The sequence below is a fragment of the Microbacterium sp. 13-71-7 genome (genome assembly GCF_002257455.1).
In the GTDB taxonomy this organism is placed as follows: Bacteria; Actinomycetota; Actinomycetes; order Actinomycetales; family Microbacteriaceae; genus Microbacterium.
Genome location: NZ_NCKN01000033.1, coordinates 1 through 24,286, shown reverse-complemented (window position 1 = coordinate 24,286; position 24,286 = coordinate 1). Strand labels below are relative to the sequence as shown.

At 63.4% G+C, this 24,286-nt stretch carries 17 protein-coding genes; 8 read left to right on the top strand and 9 right to left on the bottom strand.

What is annotated here, in order from left to right; genetic code table 11:
* The coding region (locus tag B7X32_RS05240; protein WP_292717055.1) for a hypothetical protein at window positions 1-776 on the bottom strand (776 nt) is incomplete at its 3' end.
* Between the two features lie 94 nt (window positions 777-870).
* On the opposite strand from B7X32_RS05240, the gene B7X32_RS05235 reads away from it, so the two are divergent.
* The 7 genes from B7X32_RS05235 to B7X32_RS05205 all read left to right on the top strand — a co-directional run bounded on the left by B7X32_RS05235 (window position 871) and on the right by B7X32_RS05205 (window position 8,742).
* Complete coding sequence (locus B7X32_RS05235; RefSeq protein WP_292717053.1) at window positions 871-1,950, top strand: DUF917 domain-containing protein; 1,080 nt, start codon at window positions 871-873, stop codon at window positions 1,948-1,950.
* Entirely contained in the window at window positions 1,937-3,502 is a 1,566-nt protein-coding gene (locus B7X32_RS05230) for a hydantoinase/oxoprolinase family protein (RefSeq protein ID WP_292717050.1), read from the top strand. The genes B7X32_RS05235 and B7X32_RS05230 overlap by 14 nt, the downstream gene beginning before the upstream one ends.
* A 61-nt stretch (window positions 3,503-3,563) precedes the next feature.
* Window positions 3,564-5,147 (top strand): ABC transporter substrate-binding protein, encoded by a 1,584-nt coding sequence (locus tag B7X32_RS05225; RefSeq protein ID WP_292717048.1) that lies wholly within the window; start codon window positions 3,564-3,566, stop codon window positions 5,145-5,147.
* The gene (locus tag B7X32_RS05220; RefSeq protein ID WP_292717045.1) at window positions 5,147-6,163 is read left to right on the top strand and encodes an ABC transporter permease; all 1,017 of its coding nucleotides are present in this window, start codon (window positions 5,147-5,149) and stop codon (window positions 6,161-6,163) included. Before B7X32_RS05225 ends, B7X32_RS05220 begins: the two co-directional genes overlap by 1 nt.
* Window positions 6,160-7,038, top strand: a complete 879-nt coding sequence (locus B7X32_RS05215; protein WP_292717042.1) for an ABC transporter permease — start codon at window positions 6,160-6,162, stop codon at window positions 7,036-7,038. Before B7X32_RS05220 ends, B7X32_RS05215 begins: the two co-directional genes overlap by 4 nt.
* Window positions 7,035-7,811 (top strand): ABC transporter ATP-binding protein, encoded by a 777-nt coding sequence (locus B7X32_RS05210; RefSeq protein WP_292717039.1) that lies wholly within the window; start codon window positions 7,035-7,037, stop codon window positions 7,809-7,811. Before B7X32_RS05215 ends, B7X32_RS05210 begins: the two co-directional genes overlap by 4 nt.
* Window positions 7,804-8,742, top strand: a complete 939-nt coding sequence (locus B7X32_RS05205; RefSeq protein WP_292717036.1) for an ABC transporter ATP-binding protein — start codon at window positions 7,804-7,806, stop codon at window positions 8,740-8,742. Before B7X32_RS05210 ends, B7X32_RS05205 begins: the two co-directional genes overlap by 8 nt.
* Before the next feature lie 2,083 nt (window positions 8,743-10,825).
* Here B7X32_RS05205 and B7X32_RS21050 read toward each other — a convergent pair.
* The 8 genes from B7X32_RS21050 to B7X32_RS05170 form a co-directional block, all read right to left on the bottom strand.
* Window positions 10,826-11,170, bottom strand: coding sequence for a WhiB family transcriptional regulator (locus B7X32_RS21050; RefSeq protein WP_366246956.1), 345 nt, complete (start codon window positions 11,168-11,170; stop codon window positions 10,826-10,828).
* A 1,207-nt stretch (window positions 11,171-12,377) separates the two neighbouring features.
* Window positions 12,378-12,611 (bottom strand): hypothetical protein, encoded by a 234-nt coding sequence (locus B7X32_RS05200; protein WP_292717033.1) that lies wholly within the window; start codon window positions 12,609-12,611, stop codon window positions 12,378-12,380.
* A 228-nt stretch (window positions 12,612-12,839) separates the two neighbouring features.
* On the bottom strand, window positions 12,840-14,297 hold the full coding sequence (locus tag B7X32_RS05195) for an APC family permease (protein WP_292717031.1): 1,458 nt from the start codon (window positions 14,295-14,297) through the stop codon (window positions 12,840-12,842).
* An 87-nt stretch (window positions 14,298-14,384) separates the two neighbouring features.
* Entirely contained in the window at window positions 14,385-15,956 is a 1,572-nt protein-coding gene (locus B7X32_RS05190) for a hydantoinase B/oxoprolinase family protein (protein ID WP_292717029.1), read from the bottom strand.
* Window positions 15,953-17,962, bottom strand: coding sequence for a hydantoinase/oxoprolinase family protein (locus tag B7X32_RS05185; RefSeq protein WP_292717027.1), 2,010 nt, complete (start codon window positions 17,960-17,962; stop codon window positions 15,953-15,955). Before B7X32_RS05185 ends, B7X32_RS05190 begins: the two co-directional genes overlap by 4 nt.
* On the bottom strand, window positions 17,959-18,309 hold the full coding sequence (locus B7X32_RS05180) for an antibiotic biosynthesis monooxygenase family protein (RefSeq protein ID WP_292717024.1): 351 nt from the start codon (window positions 18,307-18,309) through the stop codon (window positions 17,959-17,961). Before B7X32_RS05180 ends, B7X32_RS05185 begins: the two co-directional genes overlap by 4 nt.
* A 1,238-nt stretch (window positions 18,310-19,547) precedes the next feature.
* A complete protein-coding gene (locus B7X32_RS05175) occupies window positions 19,548-20,771 on the bottom strand; it encodes an IS256 family transposase (protein WP_292717021.1) in 1,224 nt (407 codons plus the stop codon).
* Between the two features lie 1,575 nt (window positions 20,772-22,346).
* A complete protein-coding gene (locus B7X32_RS05170; RefSeq protein ID WP_292717018.1) occupies window positions 22,347-23,420 on the bottom strand; it encodes a helix-turn-helix domain-containing protein in 1,074 nt (357 codons plus the stop codon).
* Window positions 23,421-24,044: 624 nt separating this feature from the next.
* Here B7X32_RS05170 and B7X32_RS05165 point away from each other — a divergent pair.
* On the top strand, window positions 24,045-24,286 hold a 242-nt coding region (locus B7X32_RS05165), incomplete at its 3' end, for a helix-turn-helix domain-containing protein (RefSeq protein WP_292717016.1).

The following is a 24,286-nucleotide window of genomic DNA, read 5'->3' as shown; positions in this document are numbered from 1 at the left end:
CCGACATGGGTCGCCTCGGGTATGAGGCCTGTTGCCCTCAGCCTGTCCGCAGCGCCGAGCGCGATCGCACTCGATTCGCGCAATACAAGGTCTGTAAGCGCCTCCGCCCGCACCTGCTCCGGGGCTTGATCTTCGGCGTCCCTGCGTTCTTGCCAGCGGGCGGCAGCGGCCGCGACCACGGGAAGGCTCAGCTGCGCTGCGAGAGTAATTCTGTCGGCCACAAGCCGGTACCGGGTCTCGCCGTTCACGATCACCGGTTCCCCGTCGACCTCGTCGGTCAGCCCGATTCGTACTCCCATCGCGGATGAGGCTTCCGCGAGCAGGACCTCGAGCGCCCGCGCTTCAGATCGGCTCCTCAGCCGGTCGATGGTCTGAAGGGCACGGTCCACCTGGTCCCCCAGGTCGCTCCGCAATCGCCGGTCGATTCCCAACACCGTGTCCGCTATCGATGCTCCTCGAGGGGCAGTCAGGATTGCTATTCCGCTTCGCTCCGCAATCCGCGCAGCGGTCGGGAGCGTCTGTTCTTGACCCATCAACAGCACCGCGGCGATCCCCTGTGCGGCTCCCTTACGAATCGCGATATCGAACTCGTACGGTTCCCTCCCCTGCAGCGCGCCCGGCGTGACGACAACCAGGACCTTGCCAGTCGCTTCCCCGACCTCTTCGAGGGTCTCCGCGATGACAACCCGCACCACATCCTCGCTGGGTACTGCTCCGCCGAGCATGGTGAGCTCGATCCCTGCACCGTCGTCGAGGAGCTCCTGGATGGTGACCATTTTGCGAGTCTATTGGTTTGTAAACACAGTGGAGAGCGATTTGTCAGGCTACGAGCACCTAGCATCACGGGAACCAAGGTACTTAGCTGGCCGCATGCCTGAATTGATCACACACGCCGACATCGACGCATTCGCCCGGGGCTGCGCGATTCTCGGCACGGGAGGCGGCGGCGAAGTCGAGTCCGGACGCCTGATGGCTCTCAACGCCCTGGACGGGCACGGCCCGGTACCGCTTGTTTCGCTCGCTGACCTGCCTGACGACGGTCTCGTACTCCCCCTGTCGAGCATCGGCGCACCGACAGTCGGATACGAAATGATCCATGGGACCCAGGAGGCGGGGCGCGTCCGCGACGCGGTCGAGCAGCATTTCGGTCGCGCCTGCGTCGCAGTCATGTCGTCCGAGATTGGCGGGACCAACGGTGTGGGCGCCGTGTCGTGGGCGGCGGAACTAGGACTCCCCCTCGTCGACGCGGACGGTATGGGACGGGCGTTCCCCGAAGTTCAGATGGTGTCGATGAACGTGGCGGGGCTCCCCATCGAGAACATCACGCTCGCCGACGTGATCGGCAACGTGACGATCCTCACCCCGGTGAGCTGGGCATGGGCGGAGGCCATCAGCCGCGCCGTGTCGATTGCCGCCGGATCCTACGCGCTGATGGCCGACAACGTCCTGCCCGCAGCGCGCCTGCGTGGCGCGGTCATCGAAGGAACGGTGACGCGGGCTATCCAGATCGGCCGGGCCACGGAGAACACCGACGATCCCATCGCCGCACTCACGGAGACGCTCGGGGCGCGGATTCTGATCCGCGGCAAGGTTGTGGATGTGGAGCGGCGGATCGGGGGTGGATTCGTGCGAGGAAGCATTGTCGTTGACGGCAGTGGCTCCGACACTGGCCGGATGATTCGGATCGAAGTCCAGAACGAGAACCTGATCGTTCTCGAAGAGGGGCAGGTGCTTGCGTCCGTCCCCGACCTCATTTCTGTCGTCGACGACCACAGCGGCCACGCGATCGCAACCGAGCTGGTCCGTTACGGCCAGCGCGTCGCGGTGCTGGCCTGGCCGTGCGCGCCGCTCTGGCGCTCCGATCGTGGCATTGCGATCGCCGGCCCCCGAGCATTCGGCTACAACATCGACTACGTGCCCGTGGAGGAAATTGCGCATGTCCACTCCTGACCGCTCCCGCGACCTCCGCATCGGCATCGATGTCGGCGGCACCAACACGGACGCCGTGGTGCTCGACGGCACCGACAAGGTCCTTGCATGGACCAAGCAGCCGACCAGTGACGACGTCACCGGCGGTATGCGAACCGCTCTCGCTCATGTCCTCAACGGCATCGAGGATCCGTCCCGGGTGAGCCGAGTGATGCTCGGAACGACAGCCGCAACAAACGCCATCGTTGAGCGACGTCGACTTCGCAAAGTTGCGGTCATCCGGCTCGGAGCGCCCGCCACCTCTTCCATCATGCCGTTGCACGTCTGGCCCGCGGATCTTCGCCAAGCGCTCAGCGCGGGAGAACTGCTGGCGGGCGGAGGCAACCTCATCGACGGGCGTCCGATCGCGCCGCTCGACGTTGAGGCAATTCGCGCGTTTCTTGGAAGAGTCTCCGGCGTCGCCGACGCCGTCGCGATCACAGGCGTGTTCAGCCCGATCATCGCCGACCAGGAACGTGAAGTCGCCGAGATCGCCCGCGAGATGCTCGGGCCCGACATCGTCATCTCGATGAGTCACGAGATCGGCCAATTGGGTCTTATCCAGCGCGAGAACTCCACGGTCCTGAACGCCGCACTGCACGATGTCGCGCAGGACGTGACCAGCGCACTCGACCAGGTCCTTCAGGAGCGGGGCCTGTCGGCATCGACGTTCTTCGCCCAGAACGATGGAACGCTAATGGCCATGGAATTCGCAGCGCGATACCCGGTTCTTACTATCGGATCCGGGCCCGCGAACTCGATCCGCGGCGCCGCGTTCCTTTCCGGTCACCAAGACGCCATCGTCGCTGACGTCGGAGGCACCACGACCGACTTCGGTGTGCTCGTCAACGGGCTACCACGCGAATCGAGCGCCGCGGTGCACATCGGTGGTGTCGCCACCAACTTCCGGATGCCAGACGTCATGGCCATCGGTCTCGGCGGCGGCACCATCATCAGAAATGAAGAGGGACTCATTCGCGTCGGCCCACAGTCCGTGGGTCACCAGCTCACGAGTCAGGCACTGATCTTCGGCGGCGAGACGGCGACGCTGTCCGACGCGGGCGTGATCGCTGGGCGTGCATCGATCGGATCGTCGAGCAGGGCAACCTCCCGCCGTGATGATCTCGCCGCCGGTCTCGGCATCGCCGACGAGATGTTCCGCGACGCTGTGGACACGATGTCGCTTGGTAAGGCGCGGCCCCTCATCGTGGTCGGCGGTGGTGCGTTCCTGGCGCCCGATCATATCCCGGGTGCGAGCGACGTCATCCGCCCGGACCACGGCGATGTCGCAAACGCCGTCGGTGCGGCGATTGCCCTAGCGAGCGGGAGGTGGGACGTGATCGTGCCCGCGAACCAGGACCGCCAGTCCAACATTGACCATGCCTGCGAGACGGCCCGCCAGCGTGCGGTCCAGGCAGGTGCTGACCCCGCCAGCGTCGAGATCGTCGAACTCGTCGAAGTACCGCTGACGTATCTGCCCGAGCCCGCAACCCGCGTCTCTGTCAAAGCCGCGGGACCTCTGGCTTGGCTCTGACCCGAGAAACTCCGACGACGACGTCGGAAGCAAAGGAACCATGAAAATGAAACTTCGCAGAATGCGCATCGCCGGCGCGGTACTCACTGCGCTCGTGGCGCTGACGGTCGTCAGCGGCTGCACGGGTCACGCCTCGAGCACCACGTCGGCGTCTTCCTCCACCTTCGTGTACGCGCCGAACCTCGACGTCGTGACCGACTGGGACCCTGCGACCTCGTACTCCAACGAGATCCGCGTCATGGGCAACGTGTACGAGACGTTGACTCGTTACAACACGACCACGAAGAAGGTCGAGCCGCTGCTCGCCACGTCGTGGAAATCATCGGACGATGGACGCACGTGGACGTTTACCCTTCGAGACGGCGTCAAATTCCACAGTGGACGTACCCTTGACGCGACTGCCGTGAAAGAGTCGATTGAGCGAACCCAGAAGCTTGCAGGAGGAGCCGCCTACATCTGGGAGTCCGTGGATGCGATCAGCGCCCCGGATCCTCACACCGTCGTCTTCACTCTGAAGTACCCCGCACCGATTGACCTCATCTCTTCCTCCGCCTACGCAGCGTACGTCTACGACGTCAACGCCGGCGCTGGCGCCGACCTCAAGCAGTGGGTCGCAACGGGCAAGGACGCGGGAAGCGGCCCGTACACGGTCAAGAAGTGGGCGAAAGGCCAGGAGGTGGAAGTCACACTCTCCGCGTTCGATCGCTATTGGGGCGGATGGAAGGGCTCCCACTATAAGAGTGTCGAGTATCGCGTGACACCCGACCTCACCACGGCATGGCAGCTGCTGCAAAGTGGTGACGTCCAAATGGTCGAAAGGCTGACCCCTCAGCTGTTCGACCAGGCGAAGCACACGACTGGCATCTCGACCTCCAGCACCCCTTCCTTCCAGAATCTCATCGCCTTCTTCAACACCGCGGACGGGCCGATGGCCGATCCCAATGTCCGCAAAGCCGTCCGTGATGCCATCGACTATCACGGCCTCGTCTCGAGTCTCGGCGGTGCTGCCACCGTCGCGCACGGTGTCGTTCCCGAAGGGCTTCTGGGCTACGACGACAAGATCGCACCACGACAGGACCTCGCCGCTGCCAAGGCTGAGCTCCAGAAAGCCGGCTACGGGCCCGGAGGCAAGCCGCTGACTCTGACGATGACCTACGCTCAGGGCGACAGCGACCAGCAGCAGTTCGCCACACTCCTCAGCTCGTCGCTGCAGCAGCTCGGTGTGACGCTGCAGGCACAGCCGCTTCAGTGGAACGCCCAGTGGGACAAAGGCAAGTCCGATGACCACGCACAGCGCCAGGACATCTTCCTCATGTACTGGTACCCGGACTATGCCGACCCGTACTCATGGTTCGTGAACCTCTATCATTCGGCCGATCCTGCATATTTCAATATGGCGTACTGGAACAGTCCTGCCGCAGACACGCTCATTGACGGGCTCCCGGCGTTGACAGCCACAGACCGAGGCGCAGCGCAGAAGAGCTACGAGCAGCTGCAGCAGATGGTGCAGGATGATGCGGTATCTGCTGTGCTCTACGTGCAGACGTACCAGCGGGCATGGAGCGGCACCGTGAAGGGGTACGCCGACAATCCTGCCTATCCGAACGTGCCCTTCGTCTACGGCATGGGGCCCGGGGGAAACTGATGATTCGGTACCTCCTCCGCCGCGTCGGGCAGGCGTGTCTCGTAGTGGCGGGAGTCGTAGCGCTCACCTTCGTGGTTGTCCGGCTACTGCCCGGAGATCCAGCCTCCGCGTACGCAGGGGCGCGAGCAACCCGAGCCGAGTTGGCGCACGCACGTCAGCAGCTCGGCCTCGACCAGCCTCTCCCAGTCCAGCTCGCCACCTACGTGACGGGACTGATCCGGGGAGACTGGGGCACCAGCCTCCGCACAAGGCAGCCGGTCTTCAATGATCTCCTGGTCGCATTCCCCGCGTCAGTCGAACTCGTCTTCGCTGCACTCACCATCGCCGTCGTGCTGGGGGTCCCGGCGGGGATGCTCGCGGCACGTTATCTCGGCAAGCCGTTGGACGGTGGCATTCGCATCACATCGATGTTCGTCACATCATTCCCAGTGTTCCTCCTTGCGATCGTCGTGCAGACCACCTTCGCCACGAAACTCGGGTGGTTCCCCGTGGCCGGGGAGTACGACACAGTTCTGCAAACCACGTCGCCGCTCATCCACATCACCAACTTGACGGTCTTGGACGCAGCGATCACCGGCAACGGGCCGATCCTGCTCAGCGCCATGGAGCATCTGGCGTTACCTGTGCTCGTCGTGGCGGCATACCCGCTCGGTGTGGTCACCCAGATGACGCGCGCTGCCGTGTCCGACGAGGCATCGCTCGAGCACGGCCGGCTCGAACGTGCCCTCGGTTTCACACGCACGGCGACGCTCTGGCGGTTTTCCTTGCGACCGGCATTGAACCCCATGCTGACCGTGCTCGCACTCGTTTTCGCATACTCGCTTGTCAACACGTTTCTGGTCGAGTCAGTCTTCAACTGGCCCGGACTCGGCCGCTACACCGCCGACTCCCTCCGCTCGCTTGACACCGCAGCCGTAGCGGGCGTGACGCTCGTGGTCGCGCTCACGTACGTCACGGCGAACCTACTCGTCGATGTCCTACAGACGGTCATCGACCCGAGAGTGAAACTCCAATGACCGCGACCTCAGGACCCCGCACCGAACTGGTGTCTGTCACGAAGGCACGCCGCCGCCCAGGGAACACCCTGGTCCGCGTCAGCGAGGTGATTCTGGTCGTACTGGTACTCGCCGCCGTTCTCGCCAACGTGATCAGCCCTTATCCCGCTGACGCACTCGGTGCCGTCAATCCGGTTGCAGCACTCCAGCCGCCGAGCTCCGCCCATTGGCTGGGCACCGATCAGGTGGGTCGAGATGTGCTGACCCGCGTTATTTTCGGCGCGCGTACCTCCCTGGGTATCGTTGTAGCCGTTCTCGCGCTTGCGGTTGTGATCGGCGTCACCCTCGGCGTTATCGCCGGGTACTTTGGCGGGTGGCTGAGAGACATCATCATGCGACTCACGGACGTCTTCCTCGCCTTCCCCTCGATGCTGCTCGCACTCGCTCTCGTGCTCGTGCTTCGCCCCAGTCTGCAGACAGCAGTCCTGGCGATCGCTCTCACCTGGTGGCCGTGGTACACGCGGCTTTCGGCGGGCGTTGCGACCGCGATCTCCAGCCGCACCTATATGGACGCCACCCGCGCTCTGGGGGTCTCCCCCGTGCGGGCGATCGTCCGGCATGTGCTGCCGAATTCGCTGACACCGGTGCTTGTGCAACTCTCCCTCGACGCAGGAGGCGTGATTCTGACCGCCGCGTCACTGTCATTCCTCGGTCTCGGGGCTCAAGAGCCCGTGCCAGAGTGGGGCCTCATGGTGTCGCAGGGCATGACGCTCTTCACCACTGACTGGTGGGTCGCGTTGTTCCCTGGCCTCGCGATTCTTCTCACGGCGTTCTCGTTCAACATGCTCGGAGAGGGCCTCCGCTCCGCCCTAGACCCCCGCCGGAGGGCATTATGACTGAGCTTGTCGTTGTGAATGGCCTCACCGTTCGATACGGCACGGTCATCGCATCACACCTTTCCTCCCTCGTGATTCACTCCGGTGAATGCGTGGCGATCGTCGGTGAAAGCGGTTCAGGCAAGACATCAGCATTGATGGGGATTCTTGGCCTGGGCGAAGTGTCAGGGGCAGAGGTCTCTGGCTCGGTGCGGGTCGGCGGCGTGGAGCTGATCGGCGCTTCGGAGCGGAAGCTGGCGTCCATCCACGGCGCGGAGCTCACGCTCGTCTCGCAGAGCCCTCAGGCCGCGTTGAACCCAACAATGCGTCTGGGACGATTCGCTCAGCTCGCCCTGGCGCGCCACGGCATCACTCGGGCATCTGCACGCGCACGTATTGAGGCGGCCCTGGCCGATGTGGTGCTGCCTCCGAGCATCCTGCGCAGATATCCTCACGAAATCTCCGGCGGCCAAGCGCAACGCTTCTGCATCGGTCTGGCTGTCGCCCTTGAAACCAAGTGCATCATTGCCGACGAACCGACCAGCGCTCTCGATGTGACGGTGCAGGCCGAGATCATCCGTCTCCTGCGCCGGCTACGAGAGGACGGTGGAAAGGGCATCTTGTTCGTCTCCCACGATCTCGCTTTGGTTGCCGCGACGGCTGATCGGATCATCGTGATGAAAGACGGCGCCGTGGTCGAGGACGGTCTCCGAGACCAGGTGCTTTTCCACCCCCAATCTGACTACACCAAGGAACTGCTTGCCGCGATTCCGGAGTGGAACACACATGAATGACACTCTTACGCCGCTTCTCGCACTTGAGAAGGTGGCGCTCGCGTACGGCTCCAACAGGGTCGTCGACGACGTGTCGCTCGCGCTTGCGCCTGGCCCGTCCGGACTCGCTCTCGTTGGGGAAAGCGGTTCCGGCAAGACGAGCATTGCCCGCGCACTGCTGGGGCTGCTCCGCCCGGTGTCCGGCGAAGTTCTCTATCGTGGGTCCGACTTGGGAAAGTTGGACCGAAAAGGCCGGCGCCGATACCGAACAACGATCCAGCCTGTCTTCCAAGACGGGACCGAAGCGCTCGATCCACGGATGAAGGTCGGCTCGGCCCTGTCCGAAGCGATCGGGGTATCACCCGACGCTGCGCTTCGCGGCGAGGCCCGACGCGCCCGGATCCTGTCTCTGCTGGCGGACGTCGGCTTGGACGAGCGGATTGCGGACAGATTTCCGCACCAGATCTCCGGCGGGCAGCGGCAACGTGTCTGCATAGCCCGGGCTCTCGCCGTGCGCCCGAAGGTGCTTCTCCTGGACGAACCCACCAGCGCCTTGGATGTCACGGTTCAGGCCCGTGTGTTGATGCTGCTGCGACAGCTACGGGACGAACATGACCTGACGTACTTGCTCATCACCCACAACCTCTCAATCGTGGAACAACTCTGCGAGACCACAGCAGTCATGTTCGCTGGTCGCGTCGTCGAGATGGGGCCCACCAGGGACATCTTGCGACGTCCTGCGCATCCTTACACGGCTGCACTCATCGACGCGCTGCCACGCATGGACAGGCCCCCAGCCGCCGATCGTCCCCGCGCAGAAGCGGGCGCTGCTGCCACGGGCTGTCCGTTCCGACTGCGATGCCCTTTGGCGATGGAACGATGCACGAAAGAGACTCCCGCGTTCCTGTCTCATGGCGCACGCAGCGTGGCATGCCATTTTCCTGACGCGTAGGTGTTCTCCCGCGACCAGCCCAGGGCTGTCGCAGACACCCCTCCGTTGCCGTTGACCCCTCGGGCCACAACTTCCAGCCAGGACAACCAGTTCATACGAACTTCTTCGAGCCGAAAGAGCCGGCGTGAACTGTCGTGTCCAATGAATGATGGTCGTCTCGCTCGCACAGCGCGTCGGCCAACTGTTCAACACGCTGGGTGGAACGAGGAAACGTATGGGGAACATGGAAGTCGTCACGAACGGAGCATCGTCGAAGATATCGCGTCGCACGATTGTGAAGGGCGCGGCGTGGTCGGTGCCGGTGATCGCGGCGAGCGTTGCGACCCCGTTGGCCAGCGCGTCGGTCTGCGCCCCCGGGTCCGCCACGTTCACCGTGCCGTCTTCGACGCAGGCGACTGGCGGACTCTACACGTGGACTGTTCCTGCAGGTGTGACTACGGTGAATTACAGTGTCTCGGGCGGAGCCGGCGGTGGGGGGTTCATTGGTCCTCTCGGAGGGCGCGGGGCACTGGTCACAGGAACTCTCACCGTAACTCCGGGCACCGCCTACACGATCTATGTCGGACAGGGCGGAATCGGTGGAACAGGCGGCGGTGGAACCCAGCACACCGGCGGAGGAGGCTACGGCGCAGGTGGCTCGACCACCCTGAGCTCGACTCCCACGTACTTCAGCCTTGGAGGAGGGGGTGGCGGCGGATCGGCAATTGTTCTCAGCGGCACACCCCTGATCGTCGCCGGTGGTGGTGGCGGCGGCGGCTCCTTCGGCTGGAGTTACGACACTCCTTCTGGCGGTAGCGGGGGCAACGCGGGCACAAACGGCGGAGCGATGTCTGCCGGTGCTGTCGTCGCCGGCGGTGGGTTCGCCAGCGGAGCGGGCGGCGTGGCGTCCGGCTCGCTTACTGCGAGCACCGCGGGGCTTTCAACCTCAGGAATTAATGGCGCGAATGGCGTGGTAACTGGGCGCCTCGGAGCGGACGGCGTCTCCACGGAGTACGTCGGCAGCGGAGCTGGCGGAGGCGGTTACTCGCATGGAGGTGGCTCCGGTGCCATTGCCTATCGGAACATCAGCAGCCCACTCACGCACAACAACATTGCGGGAGGAGGCGCTGGTGGCGCCAGTTACGTCGCCCCGGGCGTCGTCGGCTCAATTAGCAATTCCGGCGGAGCTGCCGCGACCTCAGGGACGCGCTCTCCGGGAACCGTGAACCTCACTTGGTGCTGACCGCCTGCCGTCAGTGAGGACTCGGCTTTTGTGGGTCCCGTCGTTGGACGAGGCCCACAAAGGCCGTTCCTGCACTAATGATATCGGCAGGAAAGTAATTTGCTGCCGTTGCCACAAGCTTGAGCTGGTTGCCGTTGAGTTACGAACATTGCCACGATGTATCGTGAAGTTCCACGGCCAGAAGCGCGAATTGCCGCCGAGAGTGTCTGCGGGCGGACTCATGGACGCAAGACCAGATGTGGTCCTTGCCAGCTCGCTGGAGACTAACCGACAGCCCTCTGTCGATTCGGCATCACCCAGGCGACGCAAGGCCATGATGACGTACCACTCTCCGATCATGGCCGCAGATCAATTTCTGGTGAATAGGGAACTATCGATGGTTCCTATAGGGAGCGAGAGACCTCCAGTTCCCTCGAGCAGGGCGGTGCTCCGCCGTGATCGGAGGTGATGATCGCCGACACCCGTCGATTCGTCCGCGGTCCGCGGAATCATGCAGCACGCTGAAGCTACCCTCCCCGCCTCTCCCGCGCAGGGGGGGTGAGTTGTGTGATCTGCCCCTCAAGCTCGCACCATGTCGCGGTCTAGACATCGACTTCTGTCGTCCTGCATCGTTCACCCATTCGGCTTGAGCGGAGTTGACAGCGAGTTCGTACACAACGAGCTCGGACGTCACGTTAGCGACTTCCGGAGTGAATCTGCGCGCGATAGTCGGATCTCATCAATATCGGAACGAACGAACGAACGAACGAACGGACGGACGTTGTCGATGTCCGTCCGCCTCTGCGCACCGAAACGCCCTTCTCTGGCGGAGCCGGCGGCTCGCTCGACAAGTCGGTTGCGCCATGGAGTTGATGAGCGCGGTCATGCGCGGCCGGACAGTGTCTTCTGAACCTCGGCAATCCTCTGGACAGCGTCCACGCTGAGACACACGGACGCAGCGACGTTCTCGAAGCTGACCCTGTCGCCGATCCTTCTCAACGGCAGCAGTCGTTCCCGAGGCGTGGTGGCGCCCCACACCCCGGTGTCCTCCCCCGCAACGATTGCATGTACCACGCACTGCTGACGCACCGGGCACTCCCAGCAAACTCGTTTCGTTCGGCCAGCGAGTTCGCCGCACTCGGGAACGAACAGGTCCGGCGTGACGCGGGCGCAGGTCGCACGCTCCCACCAATCCCTTCGCCAGCCGTCTTCGCCGCAGTCGTCCATGTGCGTTCACTCCGTGTTCTTGGCGCGCACACGGCCTGCGCGGCGCGCCCTAGCAGTGCTGACACGAGCAGCGTCAACCGTTTGGCGTTTGTCCACCACGTCTGCAGTCCGTCGGGTACCGAACTCGGTACGTATCTCGAGTCCGTACGGCCGAACGGAGCTGACCACGTACCTGCGATCTCCAAGTGGTGACACGAAGCTTCCTGAAACCGTCGTCGTGCTTCCTGGGAACCAAAAGGACGAGGTATCGATGCACACCATGAACGTGGTCATGCGTGGGTCTCGTTCCGCCGATTCCCGCCAACATGACATCCGGGCTCGGAGGACGCCGCTTCCGGCACACGGTCTCCGCGATGACCGCATGGTGGCCGCGACCAAGGACTATTGCCACGACGCACCTCATCGCTGAACCTGCGAAGAGGCTGCGGCTCTTCGATGTCCGTCAGTGTGGCACCCGCATGCGTCATCCTTAGCATTTGTCGCATTTCCTGCGTTGCGGTCGCCCAAGCGTCTCAATTCCGTCGGTCCGGGGACAAGCTGTCCACACCTGAACGTGTCTGGCATCTGAGATAGCGGTCGAAGCCCAGGGCGATGAGCGGCGCGGTGTCGTCCGCTCGACGAACGCGATCGAGACAACGACGCCGTAGCTGGGCGTTCGGCGCAAGAAGTTCGAGGTTTTGGCCACCGCAACCGGAGGTATCTGCAGGATCCGATGTCGCATATTCCTGGCGTCGTATGTTGGATGCACGGCCCCTTCAGCAGGCGGAACCCCAGACGCGACTGCTGTTTTGTGAGTGTCGTACTGCCACTTCGGGTGTGGCAGGTGCGGCCGGTCATTCGACCGGCCGCACCACTTCTACCGAGGGCGGACAGAGTCGAGCAATAGGAGTGTCGCCCGAACGACTCCATCGGCCAAAGGCCGTTGCGAAGAGACAGATGTGGTCGGCGTGTGGCCGGCATGCCGACCACATCGTTGTGTACGGACTTCGCATGAAGGCGATGTCGCGTGGCCTCGCCGCTAGCGAGGCTGGGAAGCAGGAATGGACACATCGCATCGCTGCACGGCCCGACCCATATCTTCGATACTGAATCGACCCAATTGGATGGAGAGGAAGCCCCGTGATAGATCGAAGCTCAGAAGTGGAGACGTGGCTCGCGACCTACGGGAACCCGCAACGTGGTCTGCTGCTCTTGGTGCGTGAAGCGATCATCCGGTCGTGACGGAATCAATCAAGTAGCAGGCGCCGACGTTCATGTTTCGTGGGAACATCGCGTCCTTCTTTCCCGATTCGAAGAAGAACGTGACGCTGGTGTTCCACACTGGTGCGTCGATCAGCGATCCTCTCAGGCTTCTCGAAGGTAGCGGCACCGTGTCGCGAGTGGCCCGGTTCTCCGACGAGGCACACGTCAGCCGCAAGAGGCCTGCCTTGGCAGCAGTCATCCGGGCGTGGATCGAGAGCAAGCGAGCACCTAGCAATTCGCCACACTGGGCCGGTTGCGGCCTTGTGCAACATCAGCACAGGCAAGTCACTCACGACGACGTTGAAGTGCCGTATGACGACCACATCAGAGCATTCCGTCCACGGCAACGACGTTCATTGCTCGGCCCAGGAAGGTCAGCCAAACGCGGGCCGAGCAACGAGTGTGTGATCTAGCCGACTATCAACGTTCAGCTCTCAAGAACCGCGCGCCCGCCAACCTCCGCATAGAGCGCTGGGGTCCTCCGCTTCATCCACACGGCGCGGCCGACGCCGAGCGCGAGAAACACCAGATTGATCCCAGGCAGGATCCAGTTGATGGCGCCCTTCTGACCTGTGTAGAACTCCATGTTCGTAAGGACGAGCACGACGACCACCGCCAGGACCACCGCGGATACGGCTGGCGCCACAAATGCGACCCAGACCGATTGTCCCCGCCTGTCACGTATGAAGAAGGCCAGCACGGCCACGGCGGTGAGACATTCCATTGCCGGGATGCTGACCGCCACCGGGACGCTACCGAGGATGAACAGCTCGAGGTAAGGGTCAATCCCTGTGATGATGCAGATGACGATGACGATGAGAACGAACGCTGACAGAAGCGCCGCCGCCACCCACGCGGCGCCTGTGCGACGCGACCTGCGGGCGAGCACAGCCGGAACCACACGGTCCCTCCCAAGAGCGACGAGATAACGCGTCGTAGCGTTGTGGAAAGCCAGGACCGAGGCGAACCAGCTGAACGCAACGAGGATGGACATCGTGTTGGACAGCCAGTCCCCGACATAGTGTGACGCAGCGTGAGCAAACATCTCTGTCGGCGACTGGTTCGCGGTGGTCACGGCCATGGCGCCGTAGGCCTGCACTATGAACCACGCGACGAACCCCTGGAGGACGGCGATGATGGCGATGGACCCGGTCGTCGCGCGGCGCAGCGTGCGGACTGCGTCCTTTGCTTCCTCTCGGAACAACGCTGTGGACTCGAACCCTGCGAATGCCGCGAACACGATCAGCAGGAGCACACCTACCTGACCGCCAGCGATCGCGGACGGGCTCAGCGCCTCGAGTGACAGGCCGGAGGCGCCCCCGCGAATGACGACGGCAACGCCCAGGATGGCGAGGACAAATACTTCCGCGACCATGATGACGCCCAGCACACGAATGTTCAGCTCAACGTTCAGCTGTCCGAGCAGTGCAGCGACGACGACAGCGATGAGCGCGAACACGGGCCACGGCACTCCAACGCCGAAGACTCCTTTCATCGCCTGCTCGGCGAACACCGCGAACGGGCCGATCGAGCCGACAGCGATAATCGCGTAAGCGGCGGTGGCAACGAATGCGATTCCCACTCCGAGCGGGCGCCCTAGGCCCACTGAGATGTACGAGAAGAATGCTCCCGCGTTGGGAACGAACTTGCTCATGGCTACGTAGCCCAGTGCGAACACGCACAGGAACACCCCTGCAATAAAAAACATGAGCGGTGCACCGATCCCGCCGCGCCCAATGGCAAGAGGGATCGATCCGACCGCGAAACCTAGGGGGGCAGCGGCTGCGATGACGAAGAAGATGATGTGGCGCGCGCTCAACTTCGCTGTCGGCGCGGCGTCTTGTCGGCTGGCTGCGCGAGTCAGCTGCGTGTTTGGTGTACCCATTGTGGGACCTTTCAGGTGAAGGGTCGCGACATCTTCGTCGCCACCCGAATCGTTCTACGAGCTGGTCAAGTGGGAGAGCACGCTGCGCTACGCAGCACCGAAACCGCCGCCGCCGCCCGTGTGAAGTCGGACCTCGTCGCCTGCCGAGAGTTCAAGACCGTTCACTTTCAGCAAGTCGTCGCGGCGCACGCTTCCGATGATCTCCACACGCGGTGGGGCGCCGGCGCCGCCTCCGCGCAGACCCCATGCAGGTGTGATCGACCGGTCTAGCCAAAGGAAGAGTTTCGTAGGCGCATCCAAACGATAGCCCCGTGTCACTCCGTCGCCGCCCCGGCGCTTACCCTGCCCGCCGGAACCTCGACGAAGGGCATATTCGGTCACCGTGATCGGGTACCGGGCCTCGAGCGCCTCAACTGGGGTGTTTCTGAAACTCCCGTTAATGACGTTGATCATTCCGTCGACGCCATCCGCGTGCATGGAAGCGCCCCACCCACCGGCATGAGCTTCGACGCAAAGATACTCTTCACCGCGATGATCGATGCCTGCGAAGTACGAGATCATGGAATCCCCGAACTGCGCGGCAGTCACGATTTGCGGTAGAGCTTCGGAGAACGCGCTGATGAAGAGATCGATGATCAGCCCCAGGGAGGTGTAGTACCACCCGCACGCGGCCGGCTCCTCTGCATGGTGAACGGATCCCGGGCGTGTGAGGACTTCGATGTTGTTGAAGCAGCCACCGTCGAAGGATCGTTCCGGGGCGAAGAGGAGCTTGTAGGCGACGCGGACGGCGGCGACGGCCTGCGCCCGGCCGCAATTGATCGGCCCCGCCGTTGCGTCGGGACTTTCCCGAAGGTCGACTGTCAGTTGTGGTCCGTCGACGATGATCCGGATCGGGATCCGCACGGGTTCCGAAAGCTGAATTCCGTCGTTGTCGAGGAGACCGTCACCGTAGTACTCGCCGTCGGGGATCGCCGACACGGTGTCCAGGTCAAGACGGCGGCTCTGCTCGAAGATCGCGTCGCGTGCTGACTCGACAGTCTCAACCCCGAATCTTTCGATGATGTCGAGCATCCGCTGGCGGCCGACGAGGCAGGACGAGATCATCGCATTGATGTCGCCGACGATGAGGTCCCCGCTGCGGCTGTTGCGCCGAATCACGTCGAGAACATCGTCGACCGGGCCGTCCGCGGTTGCGACCTTGATTGGTCCGAGACGGAGGCCTTCCTGGTAGATGGTGGTCGTCTCGGTGCCGCCGCCCGGGTCCTTGCCGCCGACGTCGGTGACGTCGCCACGCACGGCGACAAAGCCGACGAGCTCGTCCTGATGATGCACTGGAGCGAACAGGGTCACGTCGTTGACGTGCGTTCCCTGGATGTATGGATCGTTGAGGATGACAACGTCGCCTGGTGACAGTTGGCCAGCGGCGCCTCTCAAACGCAGCCCTTGCTTGACGGCTTCGTCAAGGTTCCCGAGAAACAAAGGGAGCCCGCTGGATTGTCCGAGCACGTCGCCGTTTCGGTCGAGGATGGCTACCGCGGCGTCCTCGTTCTCGTACAGCAGTGGTTGGAACGCGGAGCGAACCAGGGTCGCATGCATGTCCTCCCCGGCAGAGATGAACAAGTTCCTGATGACCTCGGTGGTAACGATGTCGACACTCATGAGTTCACCTTTCTCAGAACGATGGCATTCGATTCGTCGCGGATTGCCTCCCACGACGGCGGCACCAGTGTGGTAGATCCCGCCTCCTCGATCACGGCAGGTCCTCGTACCGCGTCGGCTGTCAGGGAGTCCCTGGATACGATGCCGGCTCGGTGACGGCTCCCCGCGAACCAGACGTCCCTGTGCTCGGCGGTCGCATCTGCTCGGGTGGGACGAAGGCCCTCATCCATCGATGGCGTGACTCCGGTTGCGGCGAGACGAACGTTCGAGAACTCGACAGCGGCTCGCTGCATCGCGTGGCCATATCGTGACCGGTACGCGGAGTGAAAGTTGTCGGCCAGTTTCACAGCGTCATCGAGACGAACGGTGAGGGTGTGCTCTTGGCCCACGTATCTCATGTCGGCGGAGAGTATGTACTCTCGTTGTTCCTTTGGCACGCGCTCCAGATCAAGCAGCCGGCTCCCTTCCGCACGCAGCGCCTCTGCGAGAACGTCGAGGCGCGAGAGCACCTCAGGATCGTCCGCGAGGCCGGAGATAGGAGCGGACAGGTCGTGCCTGACGTCTGCATGAAGCATTCCCCACGCCGAGAGCACGCCCGTGGCGAACGGCACGATCACCTCTGTGATCCCGAGCTCATCCGCGAGGGCGGCTCCATGGAGGGGGCCCGCCCCGCCGAACGCGACGAGGGAGAACTCTCGCGGATCCACGCCGCGACGCATAGCGAGCGTGCGAATGGCGTTGGCCATGAGGCCGTTCGCCACGGCAAGGATGCCTTCGGCCGTCTGCTCGGTAGGCATCTCGAGCAGGTCTCCGAGCGCAGCAATGGCCCGCTCAGCGGCACGACGATCCAAGCGCATGTGTCCTCCGAGGAAACGCTCTGCATCGATTCGACCGAGCAGCAAGTGCGCATCGGTCACTGTAGGCTCTGTGCCACCGCGGCCGTAACATGCAGGCCCAGGCGTTGACCCGGCACTCTTAGGACCAACCCGCAAGCCTCCCGCCTCGGTTCTCGCGATCGATCCCCCGCCCGCCCCGATGGTGTGCAGTTCGACGACCGGCATTCGCATGACCTGCCCGGCGATCTCGACCTCAGTGGCTAGTACATTCTTCCCGTCGACAACGAGGCTCACGTCGGACGACGTGCCGCCCATGTCGATCGCGATGAGATTCGGACGGGATAGGCGTTTGGCGAGCGTGGCGACAGCGACCACACCGCCTGCTGGCCCGCTCAGGATCGTTTGGATGGGCTGCCGTGTGACGAGCTCGGCGGAGCAGATTCCTCCACTCGATCGCATGACTTGAAGCGGCGCACGGCAATCTCGCCGGTCGAGTTCGACCGCCAGGTTCTTCAGGTACTTGTCGACGGTGCGCGCCACGTATGCGGTGGCGAGCGTGGTCGACATGCGCTCGAACTCGCCTTGCTCTGGGGCTGCTTCGTGAGAGAGCACGACAGAAACGGTTGGGGCAAATCTCGCAAGATGCGCTCGCATGGCGAGCTCATTGGCCGGGTTCTGATGTGCGTGGAGGAACACGACCGCCACGCTGTCGATTCCCTCCTCGATCAACCACGCTGCCGCTCGCCGTCCGTCTTGTTCTGCCACGCCGGCGTCGACCCGACCATCGAAGCGGGTGCGCTCTTCGATCGTGATGATGTCTTCCGGCCGGACGAGTGGCTCCGGCCTGACGGGGCGGAGGTTCCAGATGTCCGCGTTGCCGCCCCGGCCGATCACCGGAACGTCCCCGAACCCTGCTGTCGTTACGAGCGCGATCCGCTCTCCAGAGCGCGACAGCAGCGCGTTAAGTCCGGCGGTCGTTCCGTGCACGAGCACCTTGGCGTCGTCGACGATGCCGAGTTCGTCCAGTCCTTGCAGCATTCCGATGCTGGGATCTTCTGGGGTGCTGAGCACCTTGTGGTTTCTCGTGGCACCGGTCGCCACGTCTTGGACGACAAAGTCCGTGAACGTGCCTCCGATGTCTACGCCGACGCGCACCTCACCGGCCCTCACTGTGCGGCCTCAACGGACATTTGCTGTCCCGCAGGAGTCAGCGACACGGAACCTCCCGTGATTTCCACGATCATTGCCGGGGTCGGCGGATCAGAAAGCAGCGGCGAGAGAGCTTCGATGTCTGCGGCCCGGTCTTTGCAGTTGAGCCAGGTGTCGTACGACTCGCGGTTGTCCCACTTCGCGGTCACCACGACCATCTGGCGCCGCGGCGCGAGGAGCCCGATCTCGATGCTGTGGCATCCCGGTGTCGTCATCGCACGCCCGACGACGCCGCGTTCTTCGTACAGATCGATGACTCGCTGAGCGTCACCTGGCCGGGGGTGAACGTACAAAGTTGTACGAATCATGAGGACTCCTTCATCGACCGTTTCGCGCGAGGCCGCCACGTCGTCTGCGCGTCCTCTTTTGGTTGCCAAGACAATATCTATCGATTGACAGATATGCAAGACTTTCGTGCAAATGAGCGCGGAACGCAACACAGGCTGACCACGCGCACGGCTACTCCTCGTCGACTACCGCGGATCCCAGCACACCGAGCAAACCAGCGGCCACAAGGCGGGCGTCATGCTCGACGCCACCCTGCGGTACAGAGCCTGATCGCTCCCCGCCAGGATCAGGCTCAGCGAGAACGAGTCGAGCCGCCACCGCTGACCGACACAGACCTCCACACCTGTGGAAATCGCGACACAACAAGCGCGGTTCTCGCGACCAGTATCTGAATCCGGAGCGCGGACGCGTCGGCCCGCGATACGTTTCGAGAGCGCGGCTTGCACCGCCGGACCCCCTGCCATCGACTGCAAGCCGCGCTGCCGCTGGTCTGGGGGGGGCTAGCCGGCCGCACCAAACCTGCGAGGAACGGCAAGCGCCTGTCGGGTCGGCGCCTCCCAACCAATCGAGCGCTTGGCTAGCAGTTGGAGCGCGCAGGAACCCGTCACGTGAGCGGTCCGCTCATTGAGCCAGACAGGGGCCGTGCGGCATCCCAGCGCTCCATGCTCGCCGAAATCAAAGGCTAGCCGCGCCGATCAAATCCGGTGATCGCACTTTTGCGACGACGCTGGGACGCGTTGTTCAGGCTGCCCTTGACACCTGATTCACCAACGGACGCAGCGTCGCCATGTCGACTGCCGCGGCGAATCTATCCAGCTAAACATCCGAAGAACTGCCCCAGTTCCTCCAGTCCTATCAAGGCATCCTACTCGCCCCCGTGAACCGAGAGCTTGCATGGAAATGACGCGCTGGGGATGCACTCCAGGTATCGGGGTACGTCTCCTGCGCTCACCTTGGAACGGCGAAGCGCGTCTGCGGTGTCCGCCGCAGACGAACCAGAGGAGATCACATTGTCCATGGAAAGCCACAGATCGAGCCGGACTGCCAAATCACGCCGCACTATCGTCAAGGGGGCAGCCTGGGCGCTGCCCGTTATTGCCGCAGCTACCGACATTCCCACGGTGGCGGCGTCCGTCCTGGGGTCCGAACTGTCAGATCAGCACCGAGTTTCCTGACCCCAACACCTGCCCTCCCGCGTACTGGTGACGTCCCGCTGGGTGGTGGATTTTCTCGACACCGTGCGGGTCAGTTTTTGTGATTATGCCGCGTTGAGTTCGGGGATCGCCACCTCCTCGTCGGTGGCGGTGAGCAGCTTCATGGAGTGCTCGCTGAAGTAGCGGCGGTCAGCGCCGTCCCATTCGTCGTGCTGCTCGATCAGGACGTGCCCGGCCAGGCGCAGCAGCGCGGCGGGGTTCGGGAACGTGCCGACGACGTCGGTGCGGCGTTTGATCTCCTTGTTCACCCGTTCCAGCGGATTCGTGGACCAGATCTGCCGCCAGTGCTGCTGCGGGAAGCCGCAGAACGCGAGGATGTCATCCTTCGCGTCTTCGAGCATCCCGGCGGCCTTCGGGTGCGACCGGGTCAGCATGCGCACCACTTCGTGGAACTGGGCGAAAACGTGCTCGGTGTCGGGTTGCGCGAAGATCGTGCGGATGATCGACGCGACCATCGGCCCCGACGCCTTCGGAACGGCCGTGAGGACATTGCGCATGAAATGCACCCGGCAGCGCTGCCAGGCAGCACCCGCGAACACGGTCTCGATCGCGGCGATCAGCCCGGTGTGCGCGTCGGAGATGACGAGCTTCACCCCACCCAGCCCGCGGGCCTTCAACGAGCGCAGGAACGTGGTCCAGAACGGCTGCGACTCGGTCTCTCCGACCTCGAACCCGAGGACTTCCCGGCGCCCGTCGTCGGCGACGCCGACCGCGACGACCACCGCCTGGGAGACCACCCGTCGGCCGACGCGGGCTTTGCAGTAGGTCGCGTCGAGGAACACATACGGGTAGGTCGTGTCCGCGAGTGGCCGGTCCCGGAACGCGGCGACGTCCTCGTCGAGATTCGCGCAGATCCGCGAGACCTCGGACTTCGAGATCCCGGTTTCCGCGCCGAGCGCCTTCACCAGGTCGTCGACCTTACGGGTGCTGACACCGTGAACGTAGGCCTCCATCACGACCGCGAACAGGGCCTGATCGACCCGGCGGCGCCGCTCCAACAGTGGTGGGAAGAAGCTCCCCTGGCGCAGCTTCGGGATCCGAAGATCCAACTCTCCAGCCGTGGTCGTGAGAGTGCGGGGACGGGTCCCGTTACGTTGCGTGACCCGCTCCGCAGAGCGCTCGAAAGGGCCAGCGCCGATGAACGCGGCAGCTTCCGCATCGATCAGCTCCTGATAAAGCGTTTCCGTCGCGACACGGATCCGGTCGGTGACATCGGTGAGTTTCAGTTCCCCGAGGAGCTCGAGGAGGGCAGACTGGTCAAGAGCCATCGTACGTTGTGTCCTTACGTTGAGATTCCTAGACAGTTCTCACTGACCATCGCACGATGGCTCATCCACGTTTACGACGCAGACAACCCGATCGGAATCTCCACCACACCAGGGGACGTCACCCGCGTACTACGGACCCAATTTCTAATCTTGGACTTCGGAGGCCGTCGCACTGATCTCATCGTGGCCAGTTGGGAAGGGCCAGTCGCCTTGCTAACGCGTTGAATATCGCCGCGATTCGAACGGTGGGGTTGGATCCTGTTCCACCCCACCTTCCTGTCTTGGCAGATGAGTTCTCCATCTAGATCGTCTATGCACGGGCAACGCGGGTCTCAACCGGGCTGACAACCGATCGGGTCTACAGGTGTGGGGGCGGTGCGGCCGGCGGGAAATACCGGCCGCACCTCGCCATCCCCCCTGGCGGATGACGGCCATCTGGGAGTCGCAGACGGGCTGGGGTCCGCCGACGAACTGACCGTACATCGAATTACATCAGGATGCCCGCCATGTCCGAGTCACCTGTTCCAATCCTCCGCATCGGGGGTCCAGAAGATCCAATGCGCATTCCCTCGGAGTCGGAAACGGCCACCCCGCGCTCGGTGTCTTGCGGGATCGACGCGCTCCTGGCCGGGCCCGAGCGAGCAACCTCGGAAGTCGTCGCGCGCGCTTCCGCGGCGGGCCCGGCAGTGACATATCGCCCGGATTCCCAAATGGGTCCCTGGTTGCCGGCTGCGCAGAGGAGACCGGCCGCTGGAAGTCGTGGCGACCAGATCACGGACCAGCTTGCGTGGGCCTGGCACTGGATTTACGCGTCGACATCCGCACGGGCTATCTCGCGGTAACGGCAGCGGGTAGCGATTGCCCTGCCTTCCCCAGCCGCCAAGGCGTCGGCTCGACGAGGCCACCAGCGCTCTGGACAAACAGAGTGCCGCCTCAGATCCTGGGGGGGGTTCGTGGAATCGCAGGGCGCTTCTCGGGCTCGACCAATACTCGGGACCTCGTCATGGTGCCGCGCCGAAGCTCGCCAGACGTTGGCGACGGCGATCACGTTAGAGACAGAACGAACAGTGCAGACGTCGCAGGCGGATATTGCGCCGCTCCATCGCAAGTCTGAGCACGTTACCGACGCACCGTGCCGCTTCCCGCTTGCCGAACCACCGGACTATCCTTGCTCGACATCGGCAGCTGGATCGGTCCCCTCGTCGTCTTCCAGTTCAGGGACGGACCAGGTAGTACCGACATAGATAGTTCGGTAAACGAGTTTGCGGTCGCAGTGCTGCTCGGTGCCCTCAGGTGTCTCGCTCACAAGGCCTCCCCCTCCAGATTGACCCAGGCAAGATGCTATGTTTTGACCGCTATTGACTATTCTCCTGTGCGACGGATTCGATGGCACGTCATCCCCTACTGAGGCAGATCTGACCCCCGAAGCTGGAGATTTGGGTCGCGCAGAGCGATCGTCTGCGGCCCGCAAACGCTGACGCGCGATGACGGCAGCTCGTCGTTTTGCATGACCCACGCCGACATCGTGAATGGACGACGCCGACATTTCCACGCTTCAGACATTGCTGTGTAGCGTCAATGGCTCCGATCGCGCTTAGCTGAAGCAACGGGGGCCGCGACGCGCGAGGGGGCGTTCCGACTTGTGACCTGATTCGAAGCTCGAGCCGATCCCACACCCCAGGGGGTGCTCTCAACGAGTCGGTCCGGATCGTGTCGTGAGATCGCCGCCCTCATCTGCTTTGCGGAACTGAATCCGGACGCTTTAGCTAGCGCGTCAAGCGATCCTCTCCGTACCGACAATCTGCTCGAGATCTCGGTCATCGCCGTTCGAACGCGCCGTGCCTCCAACGCGCGGCGTGGCGTTGTCCCCGCAGCCTGAAACACCGCATGCAGCGTGGACATCGACACTGCCAAGGCTTGGCAAAGTGACTGCACGTTAAAGGCGGGATCTCGGTGCCGCGCATCGATGACCTGAACGGCCTGATAGTACTGGTCAGCTTGATGCCTCGTCATGGAAGTTGGCAGGCCCGCCGCTGTTGCGACTGCTGCGGCGAGCGTACCGGTCAGCGTTTCAAGGAGCAGTCCGGCGCCTTGTCCACGCCCGATCTGCGGGGCTGTAACCAAAGTGTTCGTTATGGCGCCGATCAGATGCTGATATCCGTCCGGCAGTGTAATAGCCGTACCGCAATCTCTGGGCGAGTCACGGAGCATCGTTGATCGGAGGATCCACTCGAACCTTGCCCACAGACCGTTGTTCTCGATCGTGAGGTCCTCGGTCTCGGACAGCATGACGAACTGGCCCGCGTTCAGATCGAAACGTTTTCCTCCGACGGATAGGTTGGCGCTTCCGTCCGCTGTGAAGATGGTGCGGATCGTGCCGGGCACGACCCGTTGCGCTTTCAGTTTCGCCGGTGTCGACCAGACGCGGGCCACCAACCAAGCAGTGGTGCGTACGGCTTCAACCGACGATCGAGCAGGCGGCGTAGGGTCGGGCTGCCAGCCAAGGTCCTGCAACTCAACGGCTTCATCCGGCGCGCCGCTTCCGAGGGTGAACGAGATCGGCACTACTGACCGGCGTCTTCCCTCATTGCGCTGGACGCGACCCACGATTCTCCCCAGATTGAGCTCATGAAGTTCAGGAGACTTCACGGCAAGCCTCCTGTCTGGCACTTGCTTGAAACTCCGGACGAAAGTTCCAAAACCTCCACCTCTCGCCTCCTGGCGCAGGGATGACGGACGTGGGATTCCGTGCGGGATGCGAAGTGTCGCCGCAGCGGTGCCCTGAGGTGCCCTGCCTGGCTGGCACCGCCCGTGACAACTCGCGTCGTGACGCTTGCTGGTGCAGCGAGGACGACGCGCGTCGGGCCGTAACGATTCATAGCCTCACGTGCGACGACAATCGCGCCACAACCATCGCCACGGGGAGGCGTAACCTGATCATCGCGACCGCTGGACCCTGTCGACGCGCCTTGGAACTTGCAGCAAACAACGATGCTGACGACTGCAGCCACTACTTCAGCCGCCTGGGTACGCAGGATCATGAATGACAGGGCTCACGCTCACCTCTCGCCCGGAGTGACGAACTCCGGCTCGCGCTATCCCCCGTGGACACCGTTGACCAGGCCCGATCGACATTATCTATCGGTCGCTCGATATGGAAGTTTCGATCACTTGATTGAAACGCCGCACGGAGCTTGACAGGATGGCGTCATGAGCAATGGCGCAACACGGCCCGTAGGACGCCCTCGGGCGGTTCACGCGGAAGAATCGAACATGACGGTGCCGGAACAGATCCTCGATGCCGCCGCGCACCTCTTCGTTACGCACGGGTTCGCGGGCACAACGACGAGGATGATCGCCGACCGTGTCGGGATCCGGCAGGCGACGTTGTATTACCACTTCGCCACCAAGGACAAGATCTTCGTCTCGCTGCTCGAGACGACATTGCTGGCCAGCCTGGACGCTGCTGTGGCGCTGGACCGCCAAGTCGCCGAAGGGGAGATCGACCCCGCTGG